Origin of the sequence: Haoranjiania flava (genome assembly GCF_025631005.1) — a bacterium.
Lineage (GTDB): Bacteria > Bacteroidota > Bacteroidia > Chitinophagales > Chitinophagaceae > Haoranjiania > Haoranjiania flava.
The window spans coordinates 238,528-252,337 of record NZ_JAOTPL010000002.1; the positions used below are offsets into that span (position 1 = coordinate 238,528).

Sequence of the window (13,810 nt, forward strand, 5' to 3'; positions counted from 1 at the left end):
CAAAAAATGAAGAAAAATCACATATTTCTAACTATAGTTTTAATGGCATTATTGTCTTCTTGCTCTTTAAAAAAAGATCCCATAGGTTTCAGTGAGATCACTGTACCCAGAGACACTACGGATAATACGGTAGAATTTGCCACCCGCGAACAAATGAATGCGCAAAGAAACGCTTTATATTCTACTATCCGGGATGCACAGGAAGCTTGGTACCTGGATTATCTTGTGTTTTCTGAAGTGCATGCAGATAATGCATACCGTGGTACTTCAGGTAATGAACTCTCTTCCTTGGAAGCCCAGTCTCAAGACGGTATTAATAAAAATATAGCCCGCGACTGGAATGCTATGCTTAACTATGTAAGCAATGCCAACAGGATTATCTTGAATATTGACTTTGTGCCTGATCCTTCGCTTACACAAGCAGAAAGAAAACAATGGAAAGCAGAAGCGCTCATTTTCAGAGCGTGGATATGGTTCGATATGGTGCGTTTATGGGGAGACATACCTTTGGTTCTGCAAAAAACACCAGATGTTACTTCTGATAATATAGAAGAAGTATATCCTTTGCTTTTCCCGTCAAGGGATTCTGTACAAAAAGTATATTCCCAGGTTGTGAAAGATTTGCAGCAGGCCGCACAGGATGCGCCTGATGTAACGCCAGGAGATAAATTTTTACTGAGCAAAGGTGTAGCAAATGCTTTGCTGGCAAAGGTATATGCAGAAAAACCTGTGAGAGATTATGCAAAAGTGATAGATTATTGCCAGAAAGTACAGGATGCAGGCTTTGCACTCGAAAGCAATTACGGAGATCTTTTTGACTTTAATACAAATACAAAAGACGCTAAACTGCGAAACAGCTCAGAGTCTATTTTTGAAGTCACCTATATGTCCGGAAGCGGAAGCTGGGTTACCTGGATGTTCGGTATAGACCTGGCAAATGTCAATAGCCGCTATGATTGGGCAAAATGGATAACACCTTCGCGCGACCTGATCGCTGCTTTTGAAAGTGAAGGAGATAATATCAGGAAAAATGCTTCTATTGTTTGGGGTAAGCCGGATTGGAGTAATCATTACCCCAGCAACAATTACCCGTTCATGTATAAAACCAGATCAGCCTATAACAGTATTATTAAGCTTCGCCTTGCAGATATATTGCTATTAAAAGCCGAAGCATTGGTGCAGCAGAACAGGCTGGATGAAGCAAAAAATATTGTAAATCAAGTTCGTAGCCGTGTACAATTAAGCAGTTTGCCGGCATCTGTAACCGGGTCTAAAACAGCTATGGAAGATGCTGTATTAAAAGAGCGCCGTCTTGAATTGGCTTTTGAAGGGCAGCGTTGGTTTGATCTTGTGCGTAACGGAAAGGCTATAAGTGTCCTTAATACATTGAACCAGCGGGATGTCGGACGAATAAAAATGCTGCCGCTTACAGAAGAAACCATATTGTTGCCTATTCCGCAAAGCGCAATAGATATGAATGCGGAGCTGAAGCAAAATCCTGGGTATTAAAACATATTATATAGAATAGCCATAGGCATGCTTCATACAAAACCGGGTATGGACTTGGCGTATTCTCCCGATAATTATCCTGAATATCAAAACATAAAGAATACATGCAAAATATAGCAAAAATGACAATGTCTGTTTTAGCCATTTCTCTTTCGTTTCTTTACTCTTTTTGTTCGCCCGGCAGCAAGCAGGGAATAGACAAACCCGATACTTCAAAACCTGATCCTGTACAGCCTGTAGAGGTATATGTAACTACAGCAACCCAGTCAATGCTGTTCAAAAAAATTAATTTGGAATTCAATAAGAAAGACAATCTTTCTCCTTACACCGTTACTTTAGACCCCACACAACAGTATCAGCAGATTGATGGTTTTGGTGCTGCGTTTACAGGTTCTACGTGTTATAATCTGCTGAAGATGAATGCAGCAAACAGAAAGGCTTTACTTACCGAGGTTTTTGATACCCGCGAAGGTATGGGATATAGTTTCATTCGTATTGCTTTAGGATGTTCCGATTTTTCATTATCTGAATATAGCTATTGCGATAAGCCGGGTATGGAGAACTTTGCGCTGCACGAAGAAGATACAAAGTATGTGATACCTGTACTGAAAGAGATTCTTGCCATTAATCCCAAGGTAAAGATAATGGCATCTCCATGGACTCCGCCTTTATGGATGAAAGTAAACAATCTTAAAGAATTAAAGCCACATAATAAATGGAACGATGGACAATTAAATCCTTCCAATTATCAGGACTATGCCAGCTACTTTGTAAAATACATCAATGCCATGAAAAATAATGGTATAGATATTTATGCAGTAACTGTACAGAATGAGCCGCTAAACCGGGGTAACTCTGCATCTTTGTATATGACATGGCAGGAACAGCGCGATTTTATAAAGACAGCGCTTGGCCCGGCATTTAAAACTGCAGGTATAAATACCCGCATCATAAGTTACGATCACAATTATGACTATGATAGCCATAAACCGGAAAATGCTGATCAGATACATTATCCTGCAAAAATTTACGAAGATCCGGATGCCGCGAAATATATAGACGGAGCAGCGTACCATGCTTATGGCGGTTCTGAAACAGAAATGGATTATATCCACAATGCATTTCCTGATAAGAATCTTTATTTCACTGAAATATCTATAGGCTTATGGGGGTACACTTTTGCCGAAGATCTGATGTGGAACCTTGAGCATGTAGGTATTGGCACGCTTAACCGGCACTGTAAAGCCGTAATTGTCTGGAACTTTATGTTAGATGAGCAACATGGGCCTAATCGCCCTGGCGGATGTACAAATTGTCTCGGAGTTATAGATATTAACAAAGCAGATTATACAACTCTTACGCGTAACAGTCATTATTACGATCTGGCGCACCTTTCCAAAGTGATACAAGGTGGTGCAAAAAGAATTAAAACCTCAGGATTCACCACATCAGGACTACATTACACAGCAGTATTGAACCCGGATAATACTGTAGGAGTAGTGGTACTTAATACTAAGGATGAGCCACAGTCAATTACATTAGCTATGGATGGCAGGTCGCTAAGTTACAGCCTTCCCGCAAAATCCGTAGCATCTTTCAAATGGAAGAAATAAAAACCGTTTAAATTTAAAATTACAGCTATGCAAAAAATATTTTTATTGGTTATACCGGCATTATTATGCTTTTTTACAAATTGTAAGAAAGATAACAATGATTTTCCTGGAACGCCCGGCAATCCACAGATAACATCATCGCAAGTACCTGAGCAGGCTTTTTTTGGCGATAGCATCTCTTTTTCGGCAAATGTGTCTGATCCGTTAGTGCCACTTTCTACACTAAAGGCACAGCTTTTCTTTGGAGAAGATATGGTTTCGCAAACTACTATCAGAACTAAAGCAGATGGCCACTATGCAGGTAAAGTATTTGTTCCTTTTTTAAAGAATATACCTAATGGAAAAGCAACTTTAAAGCTGGTTCTCCAAGACATACATTTTACAAAAAAAGAAGAAGAACATCAAGTAACCCTCTCTCGCCCGCAATATAGCTATCTATATCTTGTTACTGAAAACGGTGATAGTTTAAAGATGTTGCGTTCAGAGGAAAACACATATCTGTTCCGTACAGCAACATCCGCTCCACAAATAATCAAAGGTTATATCGTTGCGCCTGCCTTCGGAAATAATGGTAATAATATTAACTTCGGCTGGGGAGGAGGCACTATAAAAGAAAATATAAAAAATCCTATTACTTTTCTGAGTCTGCAAAGCAGTCCCTATAACATACAATTTAATACGTTTACATACGAACGTAGCCCTTTCGCCTCCTATAAGCTAAATGACAAGGAAATGAGCTTTACTGCAGATGGACATTTCTTTATAGATCTGAACCTTAATACCGGCGATGAATTAAAGGCCGAAGGTGTTCAGGATTTTGATCAATACTGGATAGATCCCGACTTTCTAAAAAAGGATGCTTCTGGGAAAATTACATTCTCTGCAATAAGTGGTAAATATCGTATAGTGGCGGACAGGGATAAGAAATATTTGAATGTATTAACGCTAAATGCTTCCGGTGAGAAAGCTACCTTACAGCCCGATGGGTCAGGAGCTATATGGATTGCCGGATGGGGAATTGCCAAACCTGGAATGAATAACGGCCAACCTGGCTGGAGTCCCGGTAAGATGCTTTGCATGGCCCCTGTAAAACCTAAAGTATATCAAATGACTATAACAGCCAGTACGGAAAAAGGTAATGGACAGATCAGAACAGATTATTTCGATTTTAAGTTTTTCTTCCAAGACGGCTGGGGAGGTGAATACAGAGGTCCTGACTACGCAGAAACAAAAGGTATAATTCCGGAAATAGTTACTGTACAAGAATCCGGAAACCTGGGACTGTCTTCCGGAAAACAACTGACAGAAGGAAAAGTATATATAATTAGTATAGATTGTACTGAAGGCAGAGAGAAGCCTAAGCTTGAAATAAAAGAAAAAATATAATTATTGCCAGAAATGAAACAGAAAAGAGGCTTCAAATTTGAAGCCTCTTTTTTAGTGATTACATAATTTTTCCCTAACTTTGAGTATACATTTCACCATCATTCATTTTCACCATATGCCTTCATTTGATATTGCCTGCAAGGTAGACCTGCAAACACTGGACAATGCGGTAAACACCGTAACCAAGGAAATAGCCAACCGTTTTGATTTCAAGAATTCGCCGGTGCATATTGAGCTGGATAAGAAGAATTACATCGTAAAGCTCGAAGCCGAAAGTGATATGAAGATGAAGCAGGTCATTGATGTACTCATCAGCCGTGCCATGAAGCAGGGCATTGACCCGTCTGCATTTGATTTTGAGAAAGATGCTTATCCCAGCGGCAAGCTGGTAAAAAAAGAAGTTGCAGTGCAGAACGGGCTGAAACAGGAAGATGCTAAAAAGATCACTAAACGCATTAAAGACAGCGGCCTCAAAGTGCAAACCCAGATCATGGATGATACCGTGCGCGTGATCGCTAAAAAAATTGATGATCTGCAGGCTGTGATTGCTGACCTGAAGGGCAACATTCAGCTGCCGCTCACCTTCACCAATATGAAGAATTAGTGCGTTCTTGTTAAAAAAATCAACGATTACTATGCTTTATATTTAAGGTTTTAGAATGCTATGCATGGGTTTAGGTGAAATCGGTATGCCTGTATAAGAAAAAACCGGGAAACTTATTGCACACTGCGAATAACTTTTCATTACTTTTGCATTCTTAATATACTTATGGAATATAACACAGCTCGTCCTCACTTGAGCATGAAGGAATATGGAAGACATATTCAGAGAATGGTAGACTACATTCTTACAATTGAAGACAAAAATAAAAGACAGGAACAGGCAGAGGTTTTAATAGAACTCATGGGCTTCCTGAATCCGCATTTGAAAAATGTGGAAGATTTCCGACATAAATTATGGGATCATCTTTTCTATATCAGTGATTTTAAGTTACAGGTAGAGAGCCCTTATCCTATACCCAACAAAGAAACTTACAAAGAAAAGCCTCAGCCATTGCCTTATCCGGAGCGCTATCCTAAATATGCACACCTGGGCAAAAACCTGGAATTGGTGATTGATAAGGCTTTGCAGGAAACTGACAAGGAAAAACAGGATGGCTTCGCCAACGCCATAGCCTATTATATGAAGCTCACTTACAGCAACTGGCATAAGGAAGCCGTGCAGGATGCTTCCATACAGACCGAGCTGAGCTCTATCAGCGGTGGCAAACTTCATTTTGACAATGCGCCGGCGGTACATGTGAAGGAAGATACCAGGCAGGTAAATGGCAACACCAACAGGGTTTACACACAGAATAAAAATAAAAACCGCCAGGGTTTTACTCAAAGAAATAACCAAAACTCCCAGAAACGCCAGGGGCAGGGTGGCATGGTCAGTAACAAACCTGGCTTTGGCAACCGCACGGGCGGCAATAATAATAACCGCAATTTCAAGAAGAAATATTAATCCAGCAGCAGCTCGCTGAACAGCAGGCTGTCGCCGTAAAAAACATTCATGTCTACCGGCACATTGATGCCGCTCACACGTGCTGTTTCACTGTGTTGCCAAAACTGCCAGTCGCGGTTCAGAGCAGGGCGTTTGTTTTGCAGTTTATAATGTGCTATCCACAAAGGATTGTCGGGAAACACATCCTGCAGGTAGTCCTTGTAGAAGCTTGAAAACGTATAGATGATGGGCTTTACGCCGTAGTGCGCTTTGGTAAGTGTGATAAACTCCAGCAGCTCCTTACGCATAATTGCGGGAAGAGTGCCATTCAGTTTTTCAATGTCTACTACCGGCGGCAAATCTCCGGGGAGGAGCTCCGGCACCTGGCTGATAAAGTTTTTTGCCTGCAAAGTGCCGTCGCGGTCCGGCAGGAAAAAATGATAAGCCCCGCGTGGTATGCCCACACGTCTGGCTTCTCTCCAGTTTTCAGCAAATTGAGGATCTTTGCTTTCCAGCCCTTCGGTAGCTTTTATAAATGCAAAGCCTATTTGAATGCTGTCTATATTCATCTCCTTTACCATTTCCCAGTTTATAAGCCCCTGGTAACGGCTCACGTCAATGCCGTGGATGATAAAATCAGCAGGTATGGGAATGCCGAATCCGGTATAGGTTTTAAAAACGTGATGAGGTTTTTTAGACCTTACCAGCAGGAATATCAGCAGGGCGGCTACCACGCAAACAGTAATAATCCAGGCCCATTTCCGGGCAATAGGCGGTGATTGCTTTTTCTTGTTCCTGCGCAGTTTTTTCCTGTGATTTGTTTTTGCCATTGCCACACAAAAATAGCGTAAAATTTAAGTTGCCTTGGTTTCTTTCAAAGCTGCACGACCCGCTCAATATGTGCCTGCTCTAAAAACCAGGCATCGTGAGAAACGATAATCAACGCGCCTTGATATTCGTTAATAGCCAAAGTCAGCATTTCAATATTCTGTATATCCAGGTTGTTAGTAGGTTCATCTAAAATAATGATGTCCGGGGAGTCCCTGCTGATAGTGAGGCAGCACAAGGTCAGGCGCATCCTTTCACCTCCGCTCAAAACACTACAACGCTTGTCCCAGTCCTGCTTGGTAAACAAAAACCTGTTGAGCCTTGTTTTTATCTCATGTTCCGGCAAGCCGGCATTGTTAAATTCTTGTGCTTGTTCATACACGCTCAGCTGCTCCTTCAGCAGCGAATAATCCTGGTCTATGTAAATGCTCTTATTGCTGGCTCTGTAAACTTGCCCCGTTTGGGGTTGTAAATCACCTAAAATCAATTTTATGAGGGTAGTTTTTCCGGAACCGTTCGCACCTTGCAGCGCAATTCTTTCTCCACTGAATATTTGAAAATGTACGTTTTCTTTCCACACCGGGAGAATGTTAAAGCTGATATTGATGCCCGTGGCCCTGAACAATATTTTACCTTTGTGTAATGATGAGTTGTTAAAACCGAATTTCATTTTATCAGCCTGCGGTAAAGCAGCGCGCAACTCCTGCAGCTCCTGGGCTATCCCGCCTATCTTTTCAGCATGCATGCCTTTTATTTTCGAAGTACTGTTTTCGGCTTTGTTGCGCATAGTATTCATCATTATGCGTGCAACACCGGATTTTTCCTGCTTGTTTTTTCCACGCGCATCCAGCTTTTGCTTTCGTTCCATGATTTCGCGCTCCTTTTCTTTAGCTTTCCGCAATGCTTTTTCTTTAGTTTGAATATCCTGATTTAAAGCATTGTACTCTGTCAGTTTTTGTTGCATATAAAAATCATAGTTACCCCCGCAAATGGAAATACTACCATTGCTCAGTTCATACACCATATCCAAAAGCCTCAGTAATTCCCTGTCGTGGCTCACAATGATCATGGTGTTTTTTGCTGAGCGGATAAAGTTGTACAAAAGCGTTCTGCCGGAAAAATCTAAATGATTGCTCGGCTCATCCAGAAGAATTAATTCAGGTTGATGGATGCTGATGCCTGCAAGGAAAACTTTTGTTTTTTGCCCGCCGCTCAACGTTTCCATTTTTTGAGACATATCAAGTTCTGTCAACTGCCAGTATTGCAGCGCTTCATCGCATCGTTGTTCTATTGTCCAGTCGTCATTGAGCATCGCATACATTTCTTCTGTTACATTGCCATTCAATATGCTTTTAAGTGCGTGCAGTTTTTGCTCTACCTGCAAAGCTTGGGCTACCGTGAGTTGATTGTATTGCCCGAAGACCTGGGGAATATAGTAAGGGGCAGCAGTTGTAGTTATTTGCCCTTTCGCAGGCGCTGTTTTGCCTGCAATAATGTTCAGCAATGTAGATTTGCCTGTGCCATTGTTGCCAACCAGCGCTATTTTATGATACCGGTTTACAGTAAAATTAATATTGCTGAATAGTAAATTTTTGTTGGGATGTATATAGGAGACATTTTGTAGAATAAGCATAATTTCTTTCTTTAAAGATGAACAAAGAGGTGCGCCGTTTTCCGGCCTGCAACTTTAATGGTCCGAAAGAAATTATATTTTCATTTTTATCTTTATATATTTTGAGACGGCAAATATACAATTTTATGCTGTATAAGTGCTCTTTGAAACAATCTTTGCCCGGATTTGTTAAATACTTGTTGCTACATCAATAGTACTGGTTAAAATACTATTTTTGTTGTTATGTACTTTAATTGGAATGACAGTATAAATCTTGCTGGTAAAATTACGCCGAGACGTTTTTGGAATGCTGCAAAAGTATGGCTCAGCTACCAGGTAAGCAAATGGCGCAAAAAGCCGGTGCAGTGGGGTTATCCTGTCTCCATATCGTTTGAGCCTACCACCTCGTGTAACCTGCGCTGCCCCGAATGCCCCAGCGGATTGCGCGCATTTACCAGGCCGAAAGGAATGCTTGAAAAAAATTTTTTTAAAGACACCATTGACGATATTCACCAAGAGCTTTTATACCTGATCTTTTATTTCCAGGGAGAACCCTACCTGAACCCCAATTTCCTGGAGATGGTGAAGTACGCCGCAGACAAGGGCATTTATACGGCTACTTCTTCCAATGCGCATTATTTAAACGATGAAAATGCACGCAAGACGGTGGAGAGCGGCTTAGACAGGCTTATCATTTCCATAGACGGCACTACCCAGGATGTATACCAGCAATACCGCGTGGGCGGCAACCTGGAAAAAGTGATAGAAGGTGCAAAGAACATTGTTAAATGGAAAAAAGCGTTAAACAGCAAAAAACCGTTTGTCTTTTTCCAGTTTTTAGTGGTAAAGCCCAATGAGCACCAGATAGAAGATGTGAAGCGGCTGGCCAAGGAAGTGGGCGTAGACCAGGTACGCTATAAAACAGCGCAGGTATATGATTATGAGAATGATCCTAACCAGCTCATTCCCACCATCAACAAATACAGCCGCTACAGGAAAGATGCCGGCGGTGCCACACAGCCTAAGAATGGTTTGCAAAACCATTGCTGGAAATTATGGAGCGCCAATGTGATTACCTGGGACGGCCTGGTAGTGCCCTGTTGCTTTGATAAGGATGCCATGCACCGCCTGGGCAATCTGAAAAACCAGCCGTTTAAGGAAATATGGAAAAACGATAATTACAAACAATTCAGATCTGAGCTTATGACCAGCCGCAAAAACATTGATATTTGCGCCAATTGTAGCGAGGGATTATCTGTATGGGAAGAATAAATTAAGAATGCTATGTCACAGTTTGAAGCAAAATTTGAAAACCTGAATGCCATACCGCGAAGAAAATGTAACAACTATGCGCAAAAAGTAATGCTGGAAGTGCTGTACACTTCTAATTGGCTTTCAGAAAGATTAAGATTTTTATTAGAGCCTGAGAACATTACCATGCAGCAGTTTAATATACTCCGCATTCTGCGTTGCAGTAAAGAACCTCTTAGCCTGATACAGATACGCGAAAGGCTGCTGGATAAAATGAGCGATACCAGCAGGATCATCGACAGGCTTATCATCAAAGGCCTGGTGGAGAAAACGTCGAGCCGTACCGACAAGCGCCTGCTGGAAATAACCATTACAGAAGGAGGGCGCAGGGTATTGGAAAATATTGACGAGAAAGACCCCGAATTCGATGCCATCGTCAGCAACATTACAGAAGAAGAAGCAAAGGCCGTATGTACTATTTTAGATAAAATGCGCGGCGTGCTTGTGTAACCCCGAAAACATTATCAATCAACATGAACAAAAACTTTTCAGCCGGTTTTATTTTTATTTTTTTGAGTTTATTTACACAGCCCGTATCTGCACAATATTACGTTGCGGATAATGGCTATTCTCCTAAGTATGAAATGCGCTCTGCATGGGTGGCTTCTGTGGGCAATATAGACTGGCCAAGCAGGAAAGGATTAAGCGCAGAACAGCAGAAGGCTGAGTACATACGCATTGTAGAGCATGCAAAGCGCACCGGGCTCAATGCATTGTTTGTGCAGGTACGCCCGGCAACGGACGCATTCTACCCTTCTCAATACGATCCGTGGAGCGAATATATCACCGGCACGCAAGGCCAGCACCCGGGCTATGACCCTTTGTTGTTCATGATTGAAGAAACCCATAAAAGAGGACTGGAGTTCCATGCATGGCTCAATCCTTACCGTGCCGTGGTAGATATTAACCGCTCGTCTGTTTCACCCAACCATATTACCAGGCGCCGACCGGAAATGTTTTTCACTTACGGCAAACTCAAGATATTCAATCCGGGCCTGCCGGAGACCAGGCAGTATTTTGTGGGTGTGGTAAAAGACATTATTAACCGCTATGATGTGGATGGCATACACCTCGACGATTATTTTTATCCTTATCCAGAAAAAAACGATTACCCCGACGATGCGGCTTACAGGAAGTACGGCAACGGCATGAGTAAAGCCGACTGGCGGAGAGAAAATGTAGACCTCATTATTAAAGAAATTCATGATGCCATCACTCAGAGCAAACCGATGGTGAAATTCGGCGTGAGCCCTTTTGGTATTTATAAAAACAAATCGCAGGATCCTATAGGCAGCGATACGCGCGGCCTTACGAATTACTATACCTTGTATGCAGATATTTTAAAATGGCTGAAGAATGGCTGGGTAGATTACATTGCACCGCAATTGTACTGGCCTATTGGCAAAGACGGGCAGGACTACCGTATACTGCTGAAATGGTGGTCTGAACACACTTACGGCAAACAGCTCTACATAGGCCAGGGACCTTTCAATGCTAACACCTCCGCACTGTGGAGAAACCGGAATGAAATACCTAACCAGATCAAACTGCTGAGAGACAATCCCAACGTGCACGGCAGCGTGTATTTCAGCTATAAAAGTTTACTCAACAACCTCAATGGATGGACAGACTCGTTGCAAAATAATTATTATAAAAAACCTGCCATTGTACCACCCATGGCGTGGATAGACCGCACACCGCCCATGGCTCCGGAAATATGGCCGCCGGAAGTAAACATATCCGGCAACCAGATCAACATCAGCGGCGCTCTCAACGAGGTATCTACGCGCGATAAGGTGAAATCTTTTGTGCTGTACTTTACGGATGACTTTACAGAACTGGGAAATGCACCGGAGAAGATATTGGTGGCCAATGGTAATAATCGATTTAATTTTGCCTTGCCGCTATATGAACTGCCGGCTTATTGGTCTAAGTTTTATGCTGTAGTGACCAGCGTAGACAAAGAGAACAATGAGAGCCCGCTAAGCAACATCATCCGCTTTGAAAAACGCAACGGCAGGTGGACGGCATTTAACGGCAACAGATAATAATGTACCAGAATAATTTATGATGATGAACAGAGTTTTATTGTATACCACTGTATTGCTTTTTGCAGCATTGAACGCGCATGCGCAGACAGACAGGTGGCAGCAGAAAATAAAATACAGCATTGACGTAAACCTTGATGTAAAAACCAATATCATGAAGGGGAAAGAAGTGGTCACTTACTGGAACAATTCTCCCGACTCTCTGGATAAAATTTTTGTACACCTGTTCTGGAACGCCTTCCAGCCGGGCAGCATGATGGATGAAAGAAGCAACTATGCCGGAAGGGTGATCCTGGGCAGAGACAATAAAGGAAACATTATCCGCGACTGGGACAAGCGCGTAGCTGACCGCATTAGTAAGCTTGCCCCGGACGAAACGGGGTATCAGCGTATACAAACCGTAAGGGTCAACGGGCAGGTGATCACTCCGGAGATCACGCAAACCATCATGAAAATCCCTTTGCAGCAATATATCCTCCCCGGCAGATCTGCGGTAATTGAGATTGTGTTTGAAGCACAGGTGCCCCTACAGATAAGAAGGGCAGGCCGAGACAATGCAGAAGGCGTACGCTACAGCATGGCACAATGGTATCCTAAGATTGCAGCATATGATCATGAAGGATGGCACCCGAATCAATACATAGCCCGGGAATTTTATGCTCCCTTCGGCGAGTTTAATGTAAACATTACGCTTGACAAGCATTATATGGTAGCCGGGTCAGGAACTATTATAAATCCCAATGAAGTTGGCTACAACTACGGCGTGGTAAAAGGTATGCCAAGAACAAATGCAGAAACACTTACCTGGAAGTTCAAGGCTAATAATATTCACGACTTTGTATGGAGTGCAGACCCTGACTATACCATGATCAGGAGAAAAGTAGAGAGAGGGCCGCTGTTGTATTTTGTTTATAAAAAAACAAATGAAGAATATGATGATAAATGGAAGAAGCTGGCTGATACTATAGAATTGGTGTATCCTTTTATTGAAAAGACTTTTGGCCCTTACCGCTACCCGAATTATTCTTTCATACAAGGCGCTGACGGCGGCATGGAATACCCGATGGCTACACTTATCAAGGGCCCGGGTGTTGGTACAGCTTTACATGAACTGGGGCACAACTGGTACCAGGGCACCATAGCCAGCAATGAAGGTGCATATGCATGGATGGATGAAGGCGGTGCAACTTATTTTGAACAGAGAATAAGAGGCTGGATCAACAGAGATTCGATGTGGTACCTAAACAGCTACGACAGCTACTACAACCTGGTAAAAAGCAAGCTGGAAGAGCCCATGTCTACACATGCAGACCATTTTAATACCAACTATGCCTATTCTCAGGCGGCTTACGGTAAGGGCATGGTTTTTTATGCGCAGCTTGCATATATCATAGGCAATAAAAAGATGGACGAGTTCCTGCTGGAATATGAAAGGCAGTGGAAATTTAAGCATCCTACACCAGCCGATATGGTGCGCGTAGCTGAGCATGTCAGCGGCTTACAGTTGAAATGGTACAAAGATTATTGGGTAAATACCACGCGCACAATTGACTATGCCATTGGTGATGTGGTTGCCGGCAATAACGATACCACATTGGTAGAGCTGAGAAGAGAAGGCGGCATGCCTATGCCGGTTGACATCCTGGTTACCTACAAAAACAAAGCCCGCGAATTGGTGAGCATTGCTACAGATCTTATGTTTGGCCACAAAGAGCCGGAAAATAATTATTACCGCTGGAGTTTCCCGCCCGCCTGGAACTGGACAAACCAGACCTATGTTTTAAAGCTGCCAACCAACAGGGCAAATATTGTAAGCATAGAAATAGATCCTTCCAAACGCCTGGCAGATGTAGAACAGAAGAATAATGTATGGGAAAATAAGCGGTAGGGTAAATTCCTGATCCTAATCATGAAATAGTCACAAGCAAAGTTGCATACTAACCGCGAATGAATACAGGCTATTCCATGTGACCATTAAGAACAGCCGCAAAGCGGCGAACTAAGAATTATACGCATG

The 13,810-nt window shown here is 42.5% G+C and carries 11 protein-coding genes; 9 read left to right on the forward strand and 2 right to left on the reverse strand.

The annotated features are described in order from the left end of the window. The first annotated feature begins 6 nt into the window (after window positions 1-6). The 5 genes from OD355_RS02515 to OD355_RS02535 all read left to right on the forward strand — a co-directional run bounded on the left by OD355_RS02515 (window position 7) and on the right by OD355_RS02535 (window position 6,015). Window positions 7-1,509 carry a RagB/SusD family nutrient uptake outer membrane protein gene (locus OD355_RS02515; RefSeq protein WP_263036872.1) on the forward strand — a complete coding sequence of 501 codons (1,503 nt, stop codon included), beginning with the start codon at window positions 7-9 and terminating at the stop codon, window positions 1,507-1,509. A gap of 104 nt (window positions 1,510-1,613) precedes the next feature. Then, window positions 1,614-3,122 carry a glycoside hydrolase family 30 protein gene (locus OD355_RS02520; RefSeq protein WP_263036873.1) on the forward strand — a complete coding sequence of 503 codons (1,509 nt, stop codon included), beginning with the start codon at window positions 1,614-1,616 and terminating at the stop codon, window positions 3,120-3,122. Window positions 3,123-3,149: 27 nt separating this feature from the next. After that, entirely contained in the window at window positions 3,150-4,508 is a 1,359-nt protein-coding gene (locus OD355_RS02525) for a DUF5125 domain-containing protein (protein WP_263036874.1), read from the forward strand. A 79-nt stretch (window positions 4,509-4,587) separates the two neighbouring features. Beyond that, the gene (locus OD355_RS02530; RefSeq protein WP_263036875.1) at window positions 4,588-5,112 is read left to right on the forward strand and encodes a YajQ family cyclic di-GMP-binding protein; all 525 of its coding nucleotides are present in this window, start codon (window positions 4,588-4,590) and stop codon (window positions 5,110-5,112) included. Between the two features lie 165 nt (window positions 5,113-5,277). Next, window positions 5,278-6,015 (forward strand): DUF4290 domain-containing protein, encoded by a 738-nt coding sequence (locus OD355_RS02535; protein WP_263036876.1) that lies wholly within the window; start codon window positions 5,278-5,280, stop codon window positions 6,013-6,015. Here OD355_RS02535 and OD355_RS02540 read toward each other — a convergent pair. Together OD355_RS02540 and abc-f are read right to left on the reverse strand one after the other, a co-directional pair. Continuing rightward, complete coding sequence (locus tag OD355_RS02540; protein ID WP_263036877.1) at window positions 6,012-6,824, reverse strand: glycoside hydrolase family 25 protein; 813 nt, start codon at window positions 6,822-6,824, stop codon at window positions 6,012-6,014. The genes OD355_RS02535 and OD355_RS02540 overlap by 4 nt on opposite strands. 44 nt (window positions 6,825-6,868) lie before the next feature. Beyond that, entirely contained in the window at window positions 6,869-8,455 is a 1,587-nt protein-coding gene (gene abc-f, locus OD355_RS02545; protein WP_263036878.1) for a ribosomal protection-like ABC-F family protein, read from the reverse strand. 222 nt (window positions 8,456-8,677) lie between these two features. On the opposite strand from abc-f, the gene OD355_RS02550 reads away from it, so the two are divergent. Genes OD355_RS02550 through OD355_RS02565 form a run of 4 tightly spaced genes read left to right on the forward strand, consistent with a single transcriptional unit; the run spans window position 8,678 to window position 13,681 of the window. Further along, window positions 8,678-9,706, forward strand: coding sequence for a radical SAM/SPASM domain-containing protein (locus tag OD355_RS02550; RefSeq protein WP_263036879.1), 1,029 nt, complete (start codon window positions 8,678-8,680; stop codon window positions 9,704-9,706). Between the two features lie 12 nt (window positions 9,707-9,718). Continuing rightward, window positions 9,719-10,195, forward strand: coding sequence for a MarR family winged helix-turn-helix transcriptional regulator (locus tag OD355_RS02555; protein WP_263036880.1), 477 nt, complete (start codon window positions 9,719-9,721; stop codon window positions 10,193-10,195). A gap of 23 nt (window positions 10,196-10,218) precedes the next feature. Then, window positions 10,219-11,793 (forward strand): glycoside hydrolase family 10 protein, encoded by a 1,575-nt coding sequence (locus OD355_RS02560; RefSeq protein WP_263036881.1) that lies wholly within the window; start codon window positions 10,219-10,221, stop codon window positions 11,791-11,793. 25 nt (window positions 11,794-11,818) lie between these two features. Further along, window positions 11,819-13,681: a M1 family metallopeptidase gene (locus OD355_RS02565; RefSeq protein ID WP_263036882.1), complete on the forward strand. Its 1,863-nt coding sequence runs from the start codon at window positions 11,819-11,821 to the stop codon at window positions 13,679-13,681. Window positions 13,682-13,810: the final 129 nt, after the last annotated feature.